Genomic DNA, 19,545 nt, shown 5'->3' on the forward strand with positions numbered 1-19,545 from the left:
GACCGTTTCCAAGTAATAAAGCTAACCCCTGAGTGGTTAAGCTAGCATTTCCCAGGGAGTTACGTTTGTTAACTCCCGCTCATTTCACTTTCGTCTTCCAGCAGCCACTACGGGCTGGCACGCCGCAAATCACCATCCTCGGCCGCCAAAATTCGCTGGGGCATCCCCGCATCGGTCTCACAGTCGCCAAGAAAAATGTTAAGCGTGCGCATGAACGCAATCGGATTAAACGTCTGACGCGTGAAAGCTTCCGTTTACGTCAGCACGAACTGCCTTCAATGGATTTCGTGGTGGTGGCTAAAAAGGGGGTTGCCGACCTCGATAACCGTGCTCTCTCGGAAGCGTTGGAAAAATTATGGCGCCGCCACTGTCGCCTGGCTCACGGGTCCTGATAGCCCTCATTCGGGTCTATCAACGCCTGATTAGTCCGCTACTCGGGCCGCACTGCCGTTTCACACCAACATGCTCAAGCTACGGAATTGAGGCATTGCGCAGGTTTGGAGTGATAAAAGGCAGTTGGTTGACGGTGAAACGCGTATTAAAATGCCACCCTTTACACCCCGGTGGAGACGACCCCGTCCCCCCAGGACCTTTTGATACCAGAGAACACTAACGATGGATTCGCAACGCAATCTTCTTATCATCGCTTTGTTGTTCGTGTCTTTCATGATCTGGCAGGCATGGGAGCAGGATAAAAATCCTCAACCCCAGCAGCAGACCACGCAGACTACGACCACCGCAGCGGGTAGCGCCGCCGACCAGGGCGTACCGGCCAGTGGCCAGGGGAAACAGATTACGGTTAAGACCGATGTGCTTGAGCTGACAATCAACACCCGTGGTGGTGATGTTGAGCAGGCGCTGCTGTTGACCTACCCGAAAGAGCTGAAGTCTAACGAACCGTTCCAGTTACTGGAAACCACGCCTGAGTTTATCTACCAGGCGCAGAGCGGCCTGACCGGTCGTGATGGCCCGGATAACCCGGCTAACGGTGCGCGTCCACTGTATACCGTCGAGAATGACACCTTTGTGCTGGCTGATGGCCAGAACGAACTCGTTATCCCGATGACCTATACCGACGCCGCAGGCAACACCTTCACCAAAACCTTCACCCTGAAACGCGGTGAGTATGCGGTGAACGTGGGCTACAGCGTACAGAACACCAGTGCGAAACCGCTGGAACTGTCCACCTTTGGCCAGCTGAAGCAGTCCATCAATCTGCCGTCTCACCGTGACACCGGAAGCAGCAACTTTGCGCTGCATACCTTCCGTGGCGCGGCGTACTCCACGCCAGACGCGAAGTATGAGAAATACAAATTCGACACCATTGCCGATAACGAAAACCTGAACGTCAGCGCTAAAGGCGGTTGGGTGGCAATGCTGCAGCAGTATTTCGCCACTGCGTGGGTGCCAAATAACGACGGTACCAACAACTTCTATACCGCGAACCTGGGCAACGGTATTGCAGCCATCGGCTACAAATCTCAGCCGGTTTTGGTACAGCCGGGTCAAACCGGTAAGCTGGCAAGCACCCTGTGGGTCGGCCCGGAAATTCAGGACAAAATGGCCGCTGTTGCGCCGCACCTGGATCTGACCGTGGATTACGGTTGGTTGTGGTTCATCTCTCAGCCGCTGTTTAAGCTGCTGAAGTTCATCCACAGCTTCCTGGGTAACTGGGGCTTCTCCATCATCGTTATCACCTTCATCGTTCGTGGCATCATGTACCCGCTGACTAAAGCGCAGTACACCTCCATGGCGAAGATGCGCATGCTGCAGCCGAAGATTCAGGCAATGCGTGAGCGTCTGGGCGATGACAAACAGCGCCAGAGCCAGGAAATGATGGCCCTGTACAAAGCAGAGAAAGTGAACCCACTGGGCGGCTGCTTCCCGCTGCTGATTCAGATGCCAATCTTCCTTGCGCTGTATTACATGCTGATGGGTTCCGTTGAGCTGCGCCACGCGCCGTTCGCCCTGTGGATCCATGACCTGTCCGCACAGGACCCGTACTACATCCTGCCGATCCTGATGGGCGTGACGATGTTCTTCATCCAGAAGATGTCGCCGACCACCGTGACCGACCCGATGCAGCAGAAGATCATGACCTTTATGCCGGTCATCTTCACCGTGTTCTTCCTGTGGTTCCCGTCAGGTCTGGTGCTGTACTATATCGTCAGCAACCTGGTGACCATCATCCAGCAGCAGCTGATTTACCGTGGTCTGGAAAAACGTGGCCTGCATAGCCGCGAAAAGAAAAAGTCCTGATCCGATAAGTTAACGCTAAAATAAGGGCGGTCGATTGACCGCCTTTTTTATTTGTATTGAACGAGAGCAACCATGAGCCATAACGACACTATCGTCGCCCAGGCAACCCCACCGGGACGCGGTGGTGTAGGCATTCTTCGCATCTCCGGCCTGAAGGCGCGCGAGGTGGCCGAAGCGGTGCTGGGTAAACTGCCAAAGCCGCGCTACGCTGATTACCTGCCGTTTAAAGATACCGACGGCACGCCGCTGGACCAGGGCATTGCGCTGTGGTTCCCCGGCCCTAACTCCTTCACCGGCGAAGACGTGCTCGAGCTTCAAGGCCACGGCGGCCCGGTTATCCTCGACCTGCTGTTAAAACGTATCCTGACCCTGCCGGGCCTGCGCATTGCCAAGCCGGGCGAGTTCTCCGAACGTGCCTTCCTCAACGACAAGCTCGACCTGGCGCAGGCTGAGGCCATTGCTGACCTGATCGACGCCAGTTCTGAACAGGCGGCCCGCTCCGCCCTGAACTCGCTGCAGGGGGCATTCTCCGCGCGTGTGAATCACCTTGTGGAAGCACTTACTCACCTGCGCATCTACGTGGAAGCGGCTATCGACTTCCCGGATGAGGAGATCGATTTTCTCTCTGACGGTAAAATTGAAGCCCAGCTCAACCAGGTGATGAGCGATCTCGACGCCGTTCGCGCCGAAGCGCGCCAGGGCAGCCTGCTGCGCGAAGGGATGAAGGTGGTGATTGCCGGACGTCCTAACGCCGGCAAATCGAGCCTGCTGAACGCCCTGGCGGGCCGTGAAGCGGCAATCGTGACCGACATTGCCGGTACCACTCGCGACGTGCTGCGCGAGCATATCCACATCGACGGCATGCCGCTGCACATCATCGACACCGCCGGTCTGCGCGATGCCAGCGACGAGGTTGAGCGCATCGGTATCGAACGCGCCTGGCAGGAGATCGAGCAGGCCGACCGCGTGCTGTTTATGGTGGACGGCACCACGACCGACGCCGTTGACCCGGCAGAGATCTGGCCGGACTTTATTGCCCGCCTGCCGACCAAACTGCCGATCACCGTGGTACGTAATAAGGCAGACGTGACTGGCGAAACGCTGGGCATCAGCGATGTGAATGGTCACTCACTAATCCGCCTGTCGGCGCGTACCGGTGAAGGCGTGGACGACCTGCGCAATCATCTCAAGCAGAGCATGGGCTTTGACACCAGCATGGAAGGCGGCTTCCTGGCGCGTCGCCGTCACCTGCAGGCGCTGGAAGAGGCGGCTAACCACCTTGTCCAGGGTAAAGCGCAGCTGATCGGCGCGTGGGCGGGTGAACTGCTGGCGGAAGAGCTGCGTCTGGCGCAGCAGAATCTGAGCGAGATCACCGGGGAGTTTACCTCGGACGATTTGCTGGGACGGATCTTCTCAAGCTTCTGTATTGGTAAATAATTCCCGCTAATCTATGGTGATTTCCTCCTGGGAAATCACCATTGTCCAAATGGCAACTCGCCTAATCCCTTTTCACCCCCTATCCTGCATGCCTTCATCTATGGGGGGTTTATGGCGCGTTTTCTGTTTTGTAGTTTCGCTTTAGTTCTGCTTTATCCGTCAGGCATTGATATGTATCTGGTGGGATTACCGCATATCGCCCGCGATCTGGGCGCCAGCGAAGCGCAGCTGCACATCGCGTTTTCGGCCTACCTCGCGGGGATGGCGTCGTCGATGATGTTTGCGGGGAAGATCGCGGATAAGGCAGGCCGTCAGCCTGTCGCTATCTCCGGTGCCCTCGTTTTTGCCCTGGCGTCCCTTCTCTGCTCACAGGCGCAAAACAGCACCGTGTTTCTGACCGGGCGCTTTATCCAGGGCATCGGGGCGGGCGGTTGCTACGTGGTGGCGTTTGCTATTTTACGCGACACCTTAAGCGCCCAGCGTCGCGCCAAAGTGCTGTCGATGCTGAACGGCATTACCTGCATCATCCCGGTGCTGGCCCCGGTTGTGGGCTATCTCATCATGCTGAAATTCCCCTGGCAGAGCCTGTTCTGGACCATGGCGGCGATGGGCGTGCTGGTGTTTGTCCTGTCGATCGCCGTGCTGAAAGAGACCCACCCGGGCTCGCAGAATACCGGCCATACCGCAACCATTCACCCGGCAGAGAAGCTTCTCAACCGCTTTTTCCTCAGCCGTCTGGCCGTGACCACGTTAAGCGTGGCGGTGATCCTGACCTATGTAAACGTTTCCCCGGTTTTGCTGATGGAGACTATGGGCTTCGATCGCGGTCAGTATTCAACGGTGATGGCATTAACCGCGATGGTCAGTATGGCCGTTTCTTTTTCGACGCCGTTTGCGCTAAATGTTTTCAGCCAGCGCACATTGATGCTGACCTCACAGGTTTTATTCCTCGCCGCCGGCGCGATCCTGGCGACCACCAGCTCACATGCGGTCATGCTGGCAGGTATTACGCTCATTTGTGCCGGGTTCTCGGTTGGCTTTGGCGTAGCGATGAGCCAGGCGCTTGGCCCATTTTCGCTGCGGGCAGGCGTGGCAAGCTCGGTACTGGGGATCGCGCAGGTCTGCGGCTCGTCGATGTGGATTTGGCTGGCGGCGGTCATCGGGCTTAACGCGCTGAATATGCTGATCGGGGTTCTGATTGGCTGTAGCATATTGTGCATTACCTTACTTATGGTCATCCAGCCCGCGGCGCACTATGAAGAAGCCCATCAGCAGTCTCGATCTTAACCTGTTGCTGTGCCTGCAGCTTTTGCTGCAGGAGCGCAGCGTCACCAAAGCGGCAAAGCGGATGAACGTGACGCCGTCGGCTGTGAGCAAATCGCTGGCCAAGCTGCGCGACTGGTTCGAAGACCCGCTGTTTGTCAAAACGCCGCTAGGGCTGCTGCCGACGCCGCTAACGGTGAGTCTTGAGCAGGATCTGGCTGACTGGATGCAAATCGGCAACCAGATCCTCGATAAATTTCACCATGATTCTCCGGGCGGGCTGACGTTCGTGCTGGCCGCGGAAACGCCGTTGATGCTGATCCGCTTCAATGCTCTACTGGAGCAGGTGAACCAGCGCTATCCGCAGGCTACGGTGAAAATGCGCCACTGGGATTACGACTCTCTGGACGCCATTACGCGTGGAGAGGTAGATCTGGGATTCACCGGACGCGAAACGCACCCGCGATCGCGTGAATTGCTGAAGCTAATGCCGTGGTTCATCGACTATGAGATCCTGTTCAGCGACCGTCCGTGCGTGTATCTGCGTGAGGATCACCCCGCGCTACAGGATGAATGGAACCTCGAGACCTTTCTGCGCTACCCTCACATCAGCATCTTCTGGGAACGCAGCGACACCTGGGCACTGGACGAAGTGCTAAAGGAGATGGGTCGGGAGAGAAACATTGCCATGAGTGTGCCGGGCTTTGAGCAGTCGATGTTTATGGCAGCACAGCCCGGTCATAACTATATCGCCACGGCTCCGCATTACTGCCATCACTACAATGAACTCCACCAGCGGAAGCTGATCGCGCTTCCTATTCCCATTGACGAAGCGCAGGCTGAAAAGCTCACCGTTCCCTTCACGCTGATCTGGCATAAACGGAACAGCCATAATCCGAAAATTCTATGGTTGCGGGAAACCATCAAGGCGCTGTACGGTGCGAGCGATCCAATTTTTGCCTAAGAAAATGTAAAGTTCGGTCCTAAGGCTTCTCTTACTCCCATTTACTGATTAAAACAGGAGTCAAGTTAAGCGATAATCATGTAACCGTTTAACCGATTACGACCATTATCAAGGAGCGAAAAATGGCTACGCACTTTGCAAGAGGGATACTTACGGAAGGACGTCTCGTATCGGCAAGAATTTCTTCAGCCTGTCACCGTGAAGCACTCGATCTCCCGGAACACCGGAGGACGCGGTTTTTAGCGTCCAGAGCACTTCTCGCAGAACTGCTGTTTATGCTGTACGGCACCAGCGAGCTGCCGGACATCATTACCCAACCCGAAGGCCGCCCGGTCTTTGCCGACCCAGATCTCCCTCGTTTTTCGATTGCCTACGCGGGCAATATCATTGGCGTCGCGCTGACCACCGAAGGGGATTGTGGGCTCGATATGGAACTTCAGCGCGCAACGCGCAGCTTCCATGGCGGTAACGCACATGAAGACTATCCGCTCTCCAGCAATGAGAAGCTGTGGGTACGCAACCAGAACGATCCTGTCGAAGCCCGAGCCCAGCTCATTACCCTGCGCCAGAGCATTCGTAAGCTCTGCGGATGCGCCTCAGACGACGCCAGCCTGCTGCAGCTGTTGCCTGGTTCCGGACGTCTGCGTGCCGCCCAGGCCACGCTGGTGGAGGCACTCAGTGACGCAGAGGATGTGCTCATTTGGTCCATTGCGGTTACCCCTGCCATCGAACGCATGAAAATCTGGGAATTTGACAGTCAACAGGGATGGCGTAGCCTTCCTGATGTGCCCGAGCGCGCCAACGAGCCCGCCGCACGCCTGATGCGTTTAACCAGTTTACCGACAGAAAAAGCATTCACCCTTAGCTGATCCAATCAGGGTCATCATGATGAAACAGGAGTAATCATGTCTGATACGTTGAAAGTAGTTACGTTACTGGGAAGCCTGCGCAAAGGTTCATTTAACGGGATGGTTGCCCGCACGCTGCCACAGCTGGCACCGGCAGGTATGGAAATTAGCGCCCTGCCGTCTATTGGCGATATTCCGCTGTATGATGCGGACGTCCAGCAGGAAGAAGGGTTCCCGCAGAGCGTCGAGGCGCTGGCAGAGCAGATCCGCCAGGCTGACGGCGTGGTCATCGTCACGCCGGAATATAACTACTCGGTTCCGGGTGGCCTGAAGAATGCCATCGACTGGCTGTCCCGTTTACCTGAACAGCCTCTGTCAGGCAAACCGGTGCTGATCCAGACCAGCTCAATGGGCGCAATTGGCGGCGCTCGCTGCCAGTATCATCTGCGTCAGATCCTGGTATTCCTGGATGCGATGGTGATGAACAAGCCGGAATTTATGGGCGGTGTGATTCAGAACAAGGTCGACCCGCAAACGGGTGAGGTGGTGGATCAGAGCACGCGCGACCATCTCTCTGGCCAGCTGACGGCGTTCGGGGATTATATTAAGCGGGTAAAAGCCTGATAAAAAAGCCCGGTGGCGCTAACGCTTACCGGGCCTACATTCTTCAGTAGGTCAGGTAAGCGAAGCGCCACCTGACACCACAAACCGCACCTTAGTGCGCGTCAATAAACACAATCTTCAGCACAAACAGCAGCGCCACAATAATGACGCAAGGGCTGAGGTCGCGGAAGCGGCCGGTACCGATCTTCATTACGCAGTAAGAGATAAAGCCCAGCGCGATACCTTCGGTAATCGAGAAGCTGAACGGCATCATCACGGCGGTAATAAAAGCCGGCACCGCTTCGGTTAAATCATCCCACTTCACGCGAGACAGGCTGGAGGTCATCAGCACCCCCACATAGATCAGCGCGCCGGCCGCCGCGTACGGAGGCACCATGCCCGCCAGTGGCGAGAGGAAGATCACCAGCAGGAACAGAATACCCACCACAACCGCCGTCAGGCCGGTACGGCCGCCCACGGACACGCCGGAAGAGGATTCAATGTAAGCGGTAACAGACGAGGTCCCGATAAATGAGCCGGTCACTGAGGAGATACTGTCCACAAACAGCGCCTGCTTCATGCGCGGGAATTTGCCTTTCTCATCTGCCAGACCCGCTTTGTCGGTCACGCCGATCAGCGTACCGGAGGAGTCGAACAGGTTCACCAGCATGAAGGAGAAAATCACGCCCGCCAGGCCCAGGTTCAGGGAACCCGCCAGATCAACATGACCAACAACGGTAGAAACGCTCGGTGGCGCGGAAACGATGCCGTTATAGTGAACGTCGCCCAGCATCCAGCCCAGCAGCGTGGTCACCACGATGGACACCAGCACTGCCGCGTGAATATTGCGGGAAGCGAGGATCGCGATGATAAAGAAGCCCAGCACGCCCAGCAGCACGTTATGCGAGGTCAGGTGACCGATGCTCACCAGCGTATCCGGGTTCGCCACGATAACACCCGCGTTTTTCAGCCCCATCATACCGATGAACAGACCGATACCGCTGGTAATGCCCACGCGCAGGCTCACGGGAATGTTTGCAATCATCCAGTAACGTACGCGGAAAATGGTCAGCAGCAGCAGGCCAACCGCGCCCCAGAAGATAGCGCCCATGCCCACCTGCCAAGGCAGACCCATCGCCTGAACAACCACGAACGCGAAGAACGCATTCAGGCCCATCGCCGGTGCCAATGCAACCGGCAGGTTAGCGAATACACCCATCAGAATGCTGCCAAGGGCGGCGATCAGGCAGGTGGTTACAAAGACGGCGCTGGTATCCATGCCAGCAACGCCCAGAATTTGTGGGTTCACAAAAACGATATAGACCATCGTCAGGAAGGTGGTGAAACCAGCGATCACTTCGGTGCGTGCCGTTGTGCCGTGCTCGCGCAGTTTAAAAACGCGCTCAAGCAGACCCTGACCAGATGTCTGGGTAGTGTGTTGTTGACTCATCATCAATTTCCGAACAAGGAGGGAAAATTCGTCGCTATCCTATACCAAAATGCGACAATAGTGGCGGTTACGTGATACTTTTTTCATTGATTTTGCTTATACGGCAACGATTGCGTCCCGGTGAACTGCCGTACGTAAACGTTAAACTTGTTAAAAGGGAAAGGCATGTCCGGAATTGAAGCGGTATTTTTCGACTGCGACGGTACGCTGGTCGACAGTGAGGTCATTTGTTCCCGCGCGTATGTCACCATGTTCCAGGAATTTGGCATTACTCTGGAACTCGAAGAGGTGTTTAAACGCTTTAAGGGCGTGAAGCTCTACGAGATCATCGACATCATTAACCAGGAACACGGTGTGGATCTGGCGAAAGCCGATCTGGAACCGGTGTACCGCGCGGAGGTCGCACGCCTGTTTGACTCCGAGCTGGAAGTTATCTCCGGGGCTAACGCATTGCTGGATGCGATGACGGTGCCGATCTGCGTGGTCTCCAACGGTCCGGTCAGCAAAATGCAGCACTCGCTGGGCAAGCTTGAGATGTTGCACCATTTCCCGGAAAAACTGTTCAGCGGCTACGATATCCAGCGCTGGAAGCCGGACCCGGCGCTGATGTTCCATGCGGCAAAAGCGATGAACGTTAACGTAGAGAATTGCGTTCTGGTGGATGACTCGTCTGCGGGTGCGCAGTCGGGGATTGATGCGGGGATGGAAGTGTTTTACTTCTGCGCCGACCCGCACAACAAGCCGATCGTTCATCCAAAAGTCACGACCTTCACCGATCTGGCGCAGCTACCCGAGCTGTGGAAGGCGCGCGGGTGGAATATTACGCGTTAAGTTGCCCCTCCCTGCAGGGAGGGCGACAGGTTTATCTGAAGAGCTTTTGAACAAACTCAGCATAGGCCGGACGCCAGACGTCCATTTCGTGATTCAGACCGGGGTACATCTTATAGTCGAATTTGATGCCCTGTTTTTCCAGCTCCGCTTTCAGACCGGCGATATCTTTGCCGGTCACCGAATCGCGCTCTCCCACGACGACGGTGAAGTTATGCAGCTGCCGGTTAATGGCCTCCGGCTGCTTAAAGCGTGCGGCCACGCCTTCGTCAGGCACGGTTGTTGTGGTAACGCCGCTGAACGTTCCCAGCCAGCCGAAGCTCTCCAGATGATTCATCCCGGAGACCAGCGCCTGATAACCGCCCTGTGACAACCCCGCCAGCGCCCGGCCGTCAGCATCTTTACGCACGTTGAAGCGTGTATCCACCAGCGGAATAATCTCGCTCATCAGTTCACGATCTGCGGCTTTCGCATTGAGCGGGTAGAAAGACTTCCGTCGTTCTGCCGGTGGGAAGTTCTCGGGGATGGCCTCAGTGCTGTCCGTCTCGGTGTCGGGTACCACCACCAGCATCGGTTTGATTTTCCCCTCGGCCATCAGGTTATCCATGATTTGCGGCAGACGGCCCTGGTCGATGGCCGAGAGCCCGGTATCCCCAAAACCATGGTAGAAGTAGAGAACCGGTAAGGGTTCCCCTGTGCCGTTGTAGCCAGGAGGAGTCCATACATAGACGCGGCGCTCTGACTTGAGCGACGGCGAGTGCCAGGTCAGGGTCGTCAGATCGCCATGCGGTACAGGACGATCGTCGAGAATACTGCCCGGAACCAGAATCAGGCTGGTATTCACCTGCCGCTGAGGTTTTTGATAGCGGCTTCCCGTGTCGACTGAACGGAAACCATCGATGTCGAAATAATATTCGTAGAGATTCGGGGCCATCGGCTCGCTTTTCCATGACCAGACGCCATTTTTCTCTTTCGTCATATCATGGGAAACCTGGCTTTCAGGCATTGACCCCGTCACCACGGAGACTCGCGTTGCGCCGGGTGCAAACAGGCGAAACGTAATGCTTTTATCCGCATTAACCCGGGTCACATAGTGGCTGACCGGGGTAGTCTGGTCAGGTGTGACCGGCAACGGTGCGGCAATAACGTCTGTTCCAGTACCGATCCCGATACTGATGGCCATCGCCAGGCACGCTAATGAATTTTTCATATCCCATCCTTTGCTGTTTTTTTCGTCTTACGTTAGCGCGTTTCGAACGTCAGGCAACGGATGAAGGGGAAAATTGTGATTACACTAGAAATAACAACGCCGGTGAGTACCGGCGTTGTTATCAGATGACAGGATTACTCTTTCGGATCTTTACCCGCCAGCAGCTTGTCCAGCTCGTCGCCGCCCACGTGACGGAAGTCCTGACCTTTCACGAAGTAGAAAATGTATTCGCAAATGTTCTGGCAGCGGTCGCCGATACGCTCGATGGAGCGCGCGCAGAACAGGGCGGTCAGTACGCTTGGGATCGTACGGGAATCTTCCATCATGTAGGTCATCAGCTGACGCACGATGCCTTCATACTCCTGATCGACCTTTTTGTCTTCACGGTAGATACGCACCGCTTCGTCAAGATCCATTCGCGCAAAGGCATCCAGCACGTCATGAAGCATCTGCACGGTGTGGCGGCCCAGCGACTCCAGGCTCACCAGCAGCGGCTGGTGCTGCTGAGAGAACTTCTCCAGCGCGGTGCGGCAGATTTTATCCGCAACGTCGCCAATACGTTCCAGCTCGGCGATGGTTTTGATAATGGCCATCACCAGACGCAGGTCGCTCGCCGTCGGCTGACGTTTCGCGATAATGCGCACGCAGGCCTCGTCGATAGCGACTTCCATCATGTTGACGTTTTTGTCGCCTTCAATGACGCGTTTCGCCAGCTCGCTGTCCTGGTTGTGCATCGCCGTAATCGCATCAGAAAGCTGCTGCTCGACCATACCGCCCATGGTCATCACCTGGGTGCGAATGCTTTCCAGCTCTGCGTTGAACTGGCCGGAAATGTGTTTATTAAGATTGAGGTTGTCCATGGTTTCTCCACATGCACTAAGGCAAATCAACCGTAGCGGCCAGTAATATAATCTTCGGTTTGTTTCTTCGCGGGCTTAGTGAAGAGATCGTCCGTGTTGCTGAACTCAATCAATTCACCCAGGTACATAAACGCCGTGTGATCGGAGCAACGTGCAGCCTGCTGCATGTTATGGGTCACGATAACCACGGTGTAATCCTGCTTCAGCTCGGTGATCAGTTCTTCAATACGACCGGTTGAGATCGGGTCCAGCGCTGAACACGGCTCATCCAGCAGCAACACTTCCGGGCGAATCGCAATACCGCGCGCAATGCACAGACGCTGCTGCTGACCACCGGAGAGAGAGTACCCGCTCTGGTGCAACTTATCTTTGGTTTCGTTCCATAATGCGGCCTTGGTCAAAGCCCACTGCACGCGCTCGTCCATATCGGCGCGGGAGAGCTTTTCAAACAGGCGAACGCCAAAGGCGATGTTGTCATAAATGGACATCGGGAACGGCGTGGGTTTCTGGAACACCATTCCCACTTTGGCGCGCAGCAGGGCGATATCCTGAGCCTGGGTCAGAATATTTTCGCCATCGAGGATGATTTCCCCTTCAGCGCGCTGCTCCGGATAGAGCGAATACATTTTGTTAAAGGTACGCAGCAGCGTGGATTTCCCACAGCCGGACGGACCGATAAATGCCGTGACCTGGTTCTTAGCGATATCCAGGTTGATGTTCTTCAGGGCATGGAATTTGCCGTAGTAGAAGTTCAAATCACGAACCTGAATCTTACCCGGGGCAGTATCAACCATACTCATTGACTCATTTCCTCATTCGGCGCCGCGAGCTGCCGCGCCGTAAAAAATTAACCGTGTTTCTTCTTCGCGAAAATGACGCGCGCCAGAATGTTCAGCAACAGTACGCAAAGGGTAATGATCAGCACCCCGGCCCAGGCCAGCTGCTGCCATTCCGCGAATGGGCTCATCGCAAATTTAAAGATCGTCACCGGCAGGTTGGCGATCGGCTGCATCATGTCCGTGCTCCAGAACTGGTTGGAGAGGGACGTAAACAGCAGCGGCGCAGTTTCACCCGCGATACGCGCAACCGCCAGCAGGATACCGGTCATGATCCCAGATACGGACGCCTTCAGCGTAATCGCAGAGATCATCTTCCATTTCGGCGTACCCAGTGCATAAGCCGCTTCACGCAGGCTGTCCGGCACCAGTTTCAGCATGTTCTCGGTGGTTCGAATCACAATCGGCACCTGCAGCAGCGCCAGGGCAATCACACCCGCCCAGCCGGAGAAGTGTTCCATCTGCGCTACAACAACGGTGTAAACGAACAGACCCACCACGATAGACGGGGCTGACAGCAAAATATCGTTAATGAAGCGAATCACTTCCGCCAGCCAGGATTTACGACCGTATTCTGCCAGGTAAATGCCCGCCATGATGCCCAGCGGCGTGCCGAAGACCGTCGCCCAGAGGATCAGCAACCCGCTGCCGGCCAGCGCATTCGCCAGGCCACCGCCCGCCGTGTTCGGCGGCGGCGTCATTTCGGTGAACAGCGAGAGTGACATTCCGTCAATCCCACGAACGATTGTCGAGAAGAGGATCCAGACCAGCCAGAACAGGCCGAATGCCATCGTCGCCATTGAGAGCGTCAGGGCAATGCGGTTTTTCATGCGGCGTCTGGCCTGCATCTTGCGGCGGGATTCCGCCAGTTCAGCGGTAGCTTGCATTTCGAGAGTAGCCATTAGCGTGCTCCCTCATTTTTAGCGAGGCGCATAATCATCAGCTTGGAAATCGCCAGAACGATGAAGGTAATAACGAACAGAATCAGACCCAGCTCCATCAGCGCCGCCACGTGCAGCCCGGATTCCGCTTCCGCAAATTCATTCGCCAGCGCCGAGGTAATACTGTTACCCGGCATGTAGAGCGACGCGCTGTCGAGCTGGTAGGTGTTACCGATGATAAAGGTGACCGCCATGGTTTCACCCAGCGCACGACCTAAGCCCAGCATCACGCCCCCGATCACCCCATTTTTGGTGAACGGAAGGACAATGCGCCAGATTACTTCCCAGGTGGTGCAGCCGATGCCGTAGGCCGACTCTTTCATCATCACCGGCGTTTGTTCGAAGACATCGCGCATGACCGCCGCAATGTACGGAATAATCATAATGGCGAGGATCACACCTGCCGCCAGAATGCCGATACCGAAAGCCGGGCCAGAGAACAGGGCCCCCACAAACGGAATGGCAGAGAGGACATTACCCACCGGTTCCTGGAAATATGTAGCGAACAGCGGGGCAAAGATGAACAGGCCCCACATGCCGTAGACGATACTCGGAATAGCCGCCAGCAGTTCGATGGCAATACCCAGCGGACGACGCAGCCAGCCTGGCGCCAGCTCCGTCAGGAACAGGGCAATACCAAAGCTTACCGGAACCGCAATCAGCAAGGCGATGAACGAGGTTACCAGCGTGCCGTAAATCGGCACCAGAGCACCGTAGATGTCGTTCGGCGCGTCCCACTCTTTGGTCCACAGGAAGGAGAAACCGAATTTCTGGATGCTCGGCCATGAGGAGAAAATCAGAGACACGATAATGCCGCCCAGCAGCAATAGCACAATCAGCGCAGCCAGTTTGACCAGCGCGCTGAAAATCATGTCACCTTTTTTACCCGGAGGGTTAAATGCAGGCTTGGTTGCAGCCATAAATTACTCTTCTGTTTGAGACGTTTTTACGAATATGCCCGGTGGCGCTGACGCTTACCGGGCCTACAGCTTAAACCGTAGGGCGGGTAAGCGCAGCGCCACCCGCCATCTTCGTTAAATATATCCTGTTAGTACAGCGCTTTACCGCTGCTGTCTTTCACGTTGGTTTTCCATGCAGCACGAATCTGCTCAACCACGTTGTCCGGCAGGGTGGCGTAATCCAGAGCGTTAGCCTGTTTGCCGCCGTTTTTGTATGCCCAGTCGAAGAACTTCAGCACTTCAGCGCCCTGCTCAGGTTTCTTCTGCTCTTTGTGCACCAGGATGAAGGTGGTAGAGGTGATTGGCCATGCACCTTCGCCCTTCTGGTTAGTCAGATCCTGAGCGAAGGATTTGCTCCAGTCAGCGCCTTTGGCAGCGTTAGCAAAGTTCTCTTCGGTCGGGCTAACCGGTTTGCCGTCTGCAGACACCAGTTTGGTGTAGGACAGGTTATTCTGCTTCGCGTACGCATACTCTACGTAGCCGATGGAGCCAGGCAGACGTTGTACGAACGCGGCGATACCGTCGTTACCTTTACCGCCCAGACCGGTAGGCCAGTTAACGGTTGAGCCGGAGCCGACTTTAGATTTCCACTCTTCGTTCACTTTCGCCAGGTAGCTGGTAAACACGAAAGACGTACCGGAACCATCCGCGCGGCGAACCACGGCGATGTTCTGAGAAGGCAGCTTCAGGCCTGGGTTGAGCTTAGCGATCGCTTCGTCATCCCATTTTTTGATTTTGCCCAGGTAGATGTCACCCAGCGTTTTGCCGTCCAGCACCAGCTCGCCCGACTTCACGCCCGGCAGGTTGATCGCCAGGACCACGCCACCGATCACGGTAGGGAACTGGAACAGGCCTTCCTGAGCCAGCTTATCATCAGACAGCGGAGCGTCAGACGCGCCGAAATCAACCGTGTTCGCGGTAATTTGTTTCACGCCACCGGAGGAGCCGATACCCTGATAGTTAACCTTGTTACCGGTTTCTTTCTGGTAGGTATCCGCCCATTTGGCATACACCGGCGCAGGGAAGGTTGCACCAGCGCCAGTCAGGCTTGCTTCTGCAAATACAGAGAACGCGCTCAGAGATAAGGTCGCGGCGACAACAGTTGCGACAGTGGTACGCATAACTTTCATAATGTCTCCTGCAAGATTTTCGTAAATCGTTGTTTAGTGGCTACGATGAGCAAAATAGGACAAACAGGTGACAGATAAATGTACGAATTATGACAGTTTTATGACAATGAAAATTTCACTTAAAATACCGCACAATAAAGCTTAATTTTCATCGTGTTAGCCACTTTTATGACAATACGTTTTCAGAAATATTTTCTTTATGTGACACTGAAAAAAGTAGCTGAAGATGACAAATTGTCATTATTAAAAACGAGACAGGATTGATTAAAAACAAACCGGGCGGGATAAAAAAGCTCCACCCGAGGGTGGAGCCTGAAGGGATTATTCTACGGTAACTGATTTCGCCAGGTTACGCGGCTGGTCAACGTCGGTGCCTTTGATCAGCGCCACATGGTAAGCCAGCAGCTGCAGCGGAACGGTATAGAAGATCGGTGCAATCACCTCTTCCACATGCGGCATCTCGATGATGTGCATGTTGTCGCTGCTGACAAAACCGGCATCTTTGTCGGCGAAGACGTACAGAACACCGCCACGGGCACGCACTTCTTCGATGTTAGACTTCAGTTTTTCCAGCAGTTCGTTGTTTGGTGCCACAACTATGACCGGCATATCCGCGTCAATCAGCGCCAGAGGGCCGTGTTTCAGCTCGCCTGCCGCATAGGCTTCCGCGTGGATGTAGGAGATCTCTTTCAGCTTCAGTGCGCCTTCAAGCGCAATCGGATACTGATCGCCACGACCCAGGAACAGGGCGTGATGTTTGTCAGAGAAATCTTCCGCCAGCGCTTCGATGCGTTTGTCCTGAGACAGCATCTGCTCAATACGGCTTGGCAGCGCCTGCAGACCATGAACGATGTCATGCTCAACGGACGCATCTTCGCCTTTCAGGCGCGCAAGCTTCGCCACCAGCATCAGCAGAACGGTCAGCTGCGTGGTAAACGCTTTGGTTGAAGCCACGCCGATTTCGGTGCCCGCTTTAGTCATCAGCGCCAGATCGGATTCACGCACCAGCGAGGAGCCCGGGACGTTACAGATGGCCAGAGAGCCCAGGTAGCCCAGCTCTTTAGACAGACGCAGCGCTGCGAGCGTATCCGCCGTTTCGCCGGACTGGGAAAGGGTGATCATCAGGCTGTTACGACGCACCGCAGATTTGCGATAGCGGAATTCAGACGCGATTTCCACATCGCACGGCACGCCCGCCAGGGATTCAAACCAGTAGCGAGAAACCATACCGGAGTTATAGGAGGTGCCGCAGGCCACGATCTGAATATGCTCGACCTTGCTGAGCAGTTCGTTCGCGTTTGCGCCCAGCTCGCTCAGATCCACTTCACCGTGGCTAATGCGCCCGGTCAGGGTGTTTTTGATGGCGTTTGGCTGCTCGTAAATCTCTTTCTGCATATAGTGACGGTAAGCGCCTTTGTCGCCCGCGTCGTACTGCAGATTCGATTCGATCTCCTGACGCTTCACCTGCTCGCCTTTAGTATCGAAGACGGTCACGCTGCGACGGGTCACTTCCGCGATATCACCCTCTTCGAGGAAGATAAAGCGACGGGTAACCGGCAGCAGCGCCAGCTGGTCAGAGGCGATAAAGTTTTCACCCATGCCCAGACCGATAACCATCGGGCTACCGGAACGCGCGGCCAGAAGCGTTGACGGATCGCGGGAATCCATGATCACCGTACCATACGCACCGCGCAGCTGAGGGATAGCACGGAGCACCGCATCACGCAGTGTACCGCCCTGCTCCAGCTCCCAGTGCACCAGGTGAGCAATCACTTCGGTGTCAGTTTCAGAGACGAAGGTGTAGCCGCGCGCTTTCAGTTCTTCGCGCAGCGGTTCGTGGTTTTCGATAATGCCGTTGTGCACCACCACGATGTGTTCAGACACATGCGGGTGCGCGTTACCTTCAGACGGTTCGCCGTGCGTCGCCCAGCGGGTGTGCGCAATACCGGTTCCCCCGTGCAGCGGATGTTCTTCCGCGGCCTGGGCCAGCATCTGCACTTTACCGAGACGACGCAGACGGGTCATATGACCTTCTGCATCGACGACAGCCAGACCGGCAGAGTCGTAACCACGATATTCCAGACGACGTAAACCTTCGAGAAGGATTTCAGCAATATCACGCTGCGCAACTGCGCCAACAATTCCACACATAATTTTAGATTCCGAATTTAGGCATTATGCCTGCGTTGTCGCTGACCTGTATTTGCCCTTTCCGGGCGCCCCGAGCCTTGTAGAGAGTGGGGTTATTTTTATGGGTACTGCTTGTGGGGGGAGGATTATATTATCCCCTCACCCCGGCCCTCTCCCCAAAGGGGCGAGGGAGAAAAACACCGCACCGAACGATCCCCTCTCTCCTTTGGGGAGAGGGGTAAATCCGTTACTTTTTCTTCACCGGACGTTTCCAGCCCTGTTTGCTGACCTGCGGAACGCGGCTTAACACCAGCTCGTTCTCGGCCACATCACGCGTTACGGTTGTTCCGGCTGCAATGGTCACCCCGTTACCCACGGTAACAGGCGCCACCAGCTGCGTATCGGAGCCCACGAACACATCATCACCGATGATGGTTTTAAACTTATTCGCGCCGTCATAGTTACAGGTTATGGTCCCTGCACCAATATTCACGTTATTGCCAATTTCCGCGTCGCCCAGATAGGTCAGATGACCGGCTTTCGAGCCTTTACCCAGACGCGCTTTTTTCATTTCCACGAAGTTACCCACGTGAGCGCCTTCCAGTAGCTCTGCGCCCGGGCGCAGACGCGCAAACGGGCCGATGGTACAGGCCACGTCCAGACGGGCATCTTCCACCACGCTGTACGGGCTGATTTCGCAGTCGTCACCAATAATGCTGTTTTTAATCACGCAGCCGGCACCGATTTTGACGCGGTTGCCCAGCGTCACGTTACCCTCGAGGATAACGTTAGTATCAATTTCAACGTCACGACCGTGAGATAACGAACCACGCAGATCGAAACGCGCCGGATCGCGCAGCATCACACCTGCCAGAAGCAGTTTTTCAGCCTGCTCGGACTGATAAACACGCTCCAGACGGGAAAGCTGAAGGCGGTTATTCACCCCTTCGGTTTCGCTAATACGCGCCGGATGAACCGCCGCAATCTCACGTCCTTCCTGATACGCCATCGCAATGATGTCGGTGATGTAGAATTCACCCTGCGCGTTGTTGTTGTCGAGTCTGGACAGCCAGCGCTTCATATCCGCGCCATTGGCAATCAGGATACCGGTGTTGATCTCCTGAATCTGGCGCTGTTCATCGCTGGCATCTTTGTGCTCAACAATACCCGTGACGTTACCGTTTTCACGGGTGATACGGCCATAACCGGTTGGATCGTCCAGCACGACGGTTAATAAACCGATGCCGCCCTGCGGTTTGGCTTCACGCAGGCGAGTCAGGGTTTCAACGGAGATCAGCGGGACATCGCCGTAGAGCATCAAAATGTCTTCGTCATCCGCAAAGAACGGTGCTGCCTGCTGCATCGCATGACCTGTGCCCAGCTGTTCAGCCTGAAGCACCCAGTTGAGCTTGTCGTCGCTCAGCGTCTTTTTAAGAAGATCGCCGCCGTGGCCGTAGACCAGGTGGACCTGATTGGCACCCAGTTCATTCGCTGCATCAATGACATGCTGCACCATTGGCTTTCCAGCAAGCGTGTGAAGCACTTTAGGCAGATCGGAATACATGCGGGTCCCTTTGCCAGCGGCAAGGATCACCACGCTCATCGCACTGTTTGACATACGCATCCTGACGGTAGTTTGAGTGTGAAGTAAAAACGTTTGATGCTTAAAATTCTACATCTTTTTCATCATGAATTAAGGCCGAAAAAAAAAGCCAGCCTGGTATCCAGACTGGCTTTTGTGCTTTTCAAGCCGGTGTTACATCGCTTTTTTGGTCAACTCGATAACGCGCAGTTTCGCGATCGCTTTGGCCAGCTCCGCAGACGCCT

General features: G+C 55.5%; 18 protein-coding genes and 1 pseudogene. 9 read left to right on the forward strand and 10 right to left on the reverse strand.

All coding sequences use genetic code 11. The features are described from left to right. Nucleotides 1-32 precede the first annotated feature (32 nt). The 8 genes from rnpA to ACWYRJ_RS16705 all read left to right on the forward strand — a co-directional run bounded on the left by rnpA (nucleotide 33) and on the right by ACWYRJ_RS16705 (nucleotide 7,395). Nucleotides 33-392, forward strand: coding sequence for a ribonuclease P protein component (gene rnpA / locus ACWYRJ_RS16670; RefSeq protein ID WP_032640303.1), 360 nt, complete (start codon nucleotides 33-35; stop codon nucleotides 390-392). After that, the gene (gene yidD, locus ACWYRJ_RS16675; protein WP_001307474.1) at nucleotides 356-613 is read left to right on the forward strand and encodes a membrane protein insertion efficiency factor YidD; all 258 of its coding nucleotides are present in this window, start codon (nucleotides 356-358) and stop codon (nucleotides 611-613) included. The genes rnpA and yidD overlap by 37 nt, the downstream gene beginning before the upstream one ends. A 2-nt stretch (nucleotides 614-615) precedes the next feature. Continuing rightward, on the forward strand, nucleotides 616-2,259 hold the full coding sequence (gene yidC / locus ACWYRJ_RS16680; protein ID WP_111964241.1) for a membrane protein insertase YidC: 1,644 nt from the start codon (nucleotides 616-618) through the stop codon (nucleotides 2,257-2,259). Nucleotides 2,260-2,331: 72 nt separating this feature from the next. Then, a complete protein-coding gene (gene mnmE, locus ACWYRJ_RS16685) occupies nucleotides 2,332-3,696 on the forward strand; it encodes a tRNA uridine-5-carboxymethylaminomethyl(34) synthesis GTPase MnmE (RefSeq protein WP_115876770.1) in 1,365 nt (454 codons plus the stop codon). Between the two features lie 111 nt (nucleotides 3,697-3,807). After that, entirely contained in the window at nucleotides 3,808-4,983 is a 1,176-nt protein-coding gene (locus ACWYRJ_RS16690) for an MdtL family multidrug efflux MFS transporter (protein WP_455508301.1), read from the forward strand. Next, nucleotides 4,952-5,923 carry an HTH-type transcriptional regulator YidZ gene (gene yidZ / locus ACWYRJ_RS16695; RefSeq protein WP_111964239.1) on the forward strand — a complete coding sequence of 324 codons (972 nt, stop codon included), beginning with the start codon at nucleotides 4,952-4,954 and terminating at the stop codon, nucleotides 5,921-5,923. The genes ACWYRJ_RS16690 and yidZ overlap by 32 nt, the downstream gene beginning before the upstream one ends. Before the next feature lie 122 nt (nucleotides 5,924-6,045). Then, nucleotides 6,046-6,792, forward strand: a complete 747-nt coding sequence (locus tag ACWYRJ_RS16700) for a 4'-phosphopantetheinyl transferase family protein (RefSeq protein ID WP_271369055.1) — start codon at nucleotides 6,046-6,048, stop codon at nucleotides 6,790-6,792. 36 nt (nucleotides 6,793-6,828) lie between these two features. Beyond that, nucleotides 6,829-7,395: an NADPH-dependent FMN reductase gene (locus ACWYRJ_RS16705; RefSeq protein ID WP_014833835.1), complete on the forward strand. Its 567-nt coding sequence runs from the start codon at nucleotides 6,829-6,831 to the stop codon at nucleotides 7,393-7,395. A 91-nt stretch (nucleotides 7,396-7,486) separates the two neighbouring features. On the opposite strand, the gene adeP is transcribed toward ACWYRJ_RS16705, so the two are convergent. After that, nucleotides 7,487-8,824, reverse strand: a complete 1,338-nt coding sequence (gene adeP, locus ACWYRJ_RS16710; protein ID WP_145974506.1) for an adenine permease AdeP — start codon at nucleotides 8,822-8,824, stop codon at nucleotides 7,487-7,489. Between the two features lie 165 nt (nucleotides 8,825-8,989). Between adeP and yieH the strand changes: the two genes are divergently transcribed. Next, nucleotides 8,990-9,655 (forward strand): 6-phosphogluconate phosphatase, encoded by a 666-nt coding sequence (gene yieH, locus ACWYRJ_RS16715; RefSeq protein WP_149367372.1) that lies wholly within the window; start codon nucleotides 8,990-8,992, stop codon nucleotides 9,653-9,655. A gap of 31 nt (nucleotides 9,656-9,686) precedes the next feature. On the opposite strand, the gene ACWYRJ_RS16720 is transcribed toward yieH, so the two are convergent. The 9 genes and pseudogenes from ACWYRJ_RS16720 to atpC all read right to left on the reverse strand — a co-directional run. Next, nucleotides 9,687-10,835, reverse strand: a complete 1,149-nt coding sequence (locus ACWYRJ_RS16720) for an esterase (protein WP_149367397.1) — start codon at nucleotides 10,833-10,835, stop codon at nucleotides 9,687-9,689. A gap of 161 nt (nucleotides 10,836-10,996) precedes the next feature. Continuing rightward, nucleotides 10,997-11,722: a phosphate signaling complex protein PhoU gene (gene phoU, locus ACWYRJ_RS16725; RefSeq protein WP_008500182.1), complete on the reverse strand. Its 726-nt coding sequence runs from the start codon at nucleotides 11,720-11,722 to the stop codon at nucleotides 10,997-10,999. 26 nt (nucleotides 11,723-11,748) lie between these two features. Beyond that, complete coding sequence (pstB, locus tag ACWYRJ_RS16730) at nucleotides 11,749-12,522, reverse strand: phosphate ABC transporter ATP-binding protein PstB (RefSeq protein ID WP_008500183.1); 774 nt, start codon at nucleotides 12,520-12,522, stop codon at nucleotides 11,749-11,751. Between the two features lie 47 nt (nucleotides 12,523-12,569). Beyond that, nucleotides 12,570-13,460: a phosphate ABC transporter permease PstA gene (gene pstA, locus ACWYRJ_RS16735; RefSeq protein WP_111964235.1), complete on the reverse strand. Its 891-nt coding sequence runs from the start codon at nucleotides 13,458-13,460 to the stop codon at nucleotides 12,570-12,572. Continuing rightward, on the reverse strand, nucleotides 13,460-14,419 hold the full coding sequence (gene pstC / locus ACWYRJ_RS16740; protein ID WP_023309793.1) for a phosphate ABC transporter permease PstC: 960 nt from the start codon (nucleotides 14,417-14,419) through the stop codon (nucleotides 13,460-13,462). The genes pstA and pstC overlap by 1 nt, the downstream gene beginning before the upstream one ends. A 128-nt stretch (nucleotides 14,420-14,547) precedes the next feature. Next, nucleotides 14,548-15,588 carry a phosphate ABC transporter substrate-binding protein PstS gene (pstS, locus tag ACWYRJ_RS16745; protein ID WP_008500186.1) on the reverse strand — a complete coding sequence of 347 codons (1,041 nt, stop codon included), beginning with the start codon at nucleotides 15,586-15,588 and terminating at the stop codon, nucleotides 14,548-14,550. 321 nt (nucleotides 15,589-15,909) lie between these two features. Next, nucleotides 15,910-17,739, reverse strand: coding sequence for a glutamine--fructose-6-phosphate transaminase (isomerizing) (glmS, locus tag ACWYRJ_RS16750; protein WP_149367371.1), 1,830 nt, complete (start codon nucleotides 17,737-17,739; stop codon nucleotides 15,910-15,912). Nucleotides 17,740-17,965: 226 nt separating this feature from the next. Then, the gene (gene glmU, locus ACWYRJ_RS16755; protein WP_115876777.1) at nucleotides 17,966-19,336 is read right to left on the reverse strand and encodes a bifunctional UDP-N-acetylglucosamine diphosphorylase/glucosamine-1-phosphate N-acetyltransferase GlmU; all 1,371 of its coding nucleotides are present in this window, start codon (nucleotides 19,334-19,336) and stop codon (nucleotides 17,966-17,968) included. 138 nt (nucleotides 19,337-19,474) lie between these two features. Beyond that, nucleotides 19,475-19,545, reverse strand: a pseudogene (gene atpC, locus ACWYRJ_RS16760) (F0F1 ATP synthase subunit epsilon); the annotation flags it as partial.

This window comes from Enterobacter sp. (genome assembly GCF_977039595.1).

Excerpts from the sequence above, each read along its gene's own strand:
- yidD (WP_001307474.1), top strand. The coding sequence starts at position 356 with ATGGCGCCGCCACTGTCGCCTGGCTCACGGGTCCTGATAGCCCTCATT.
- yidC (WP_111964241.1), top strand. The coding sequence starts at position 616 with ATGGATTCGCAACGCAATCTTCTTATCATCGCTTTGTTGTTCGTGTCT.
- mnmE (WP_115876770.1), top strand. The coding sequence starts at position 2,332 with ATGAGCCATAACGACACTATCGTCGCCCAGGCAACCCCACCGGGACGC.
- ACWYRJ_RS16690 (WP_455508301.1), top strand. The coding sequence starts at position 3,808 with ATGGCGCGTTTTCTGTTTTGTAGTTTCGCTTTAGTTCTGCTTTATCCG.
- yidZ (WP_111964239.1), top strand. The coding sequence starts at position 4,952 with ATGAAGAAGCCCATCAGCAGTCTCGATCTTAACCTGTTGCTGTGCCTG.
- ACWYRJ_RS16700 (WP_271369055.1), top strand. The coding sequence starts at position 6,046 with ATGGCTACGCACTTTGCAAGAGGGATACTTACGGAAGGACGTCTCGTA.
- ACWYRJ_RS16705 (WP_014833835.1), top strand. The coding sequence starts at position 6,829 with ATGTCTGATACGTTGAAAGTAGTTACGTTACTGGGAAGCCTGCGCAAA.
- adeP (WP_145974506.1), bottom strand. The coding sequence starts at position 8,824 with ATGAGTCAACAACACACTACCCAGACATCTGGTCAGGGTCTGCTTGAG.
- yieH (WP_149367372.1), top strand. The coding sequence starts at position 8,990 with ATGTCCGGAATTGAAGCGGTATTTTTCGACTGCGACGGTACGCTGGTC.
- ACWYRJ_RS16720 (WP_149367397.1), bottom strand. The coding sequence starts at position 10,835 with ATGGCCATCAGTATCGGGATCGGTACTGGAACAGACGTTATTGCCGCA.
- phoU (WP_008500182.1), bottom strand. The coding sequence starts at position 11,722 with ATGGACAACCTCAATCTTAATAAACACATTTCCGGCCAGTTCAACGCA.
- pstB (WP_008500183.1), bottom strand. The coding sequence starts at position 12,522 with ATGAGTATGGTTGATACTGCCCCGGGTAAGATTCAGGTTCGTGATTTG.
- pstA (WP_111964235.1), bottom strand. The coding sequence starts at position 13,460 with ATGGCTACTCTCGAAATGCAAGCTACCGCTGAACTGGCGGAATCCCGC.
- pstC (WP_023309793.1), bottom strand. The coding sequence starts at position 14,419 with ATGGCTGCAACCAAGCCTGCATTTAACCCTCCGGGTAAAAAAGGTGAC.
- pstS (WP_008500186.1), bottom strand. The coding sequence starts at position 15,588 with ATGAAAGTTATGCGTACCACTGTCGCAACTGTTGTCGCCGCGACCTTA.
- glmS (WP_149367371.1), bottom strand. The coding sequence starts at position 17,739 with ATGTGTGGAATTGTTGGCGCAGTTGCGCAGCGTGATATTGCTGAAATC.
- glmU (WP_115876777.1), bottom strand. The coding sequence starts at position 19,336 with ATGTCAAACAGTGCGATGAGCGTGGTGATCCTTGCCGCTGGCAAAGGG.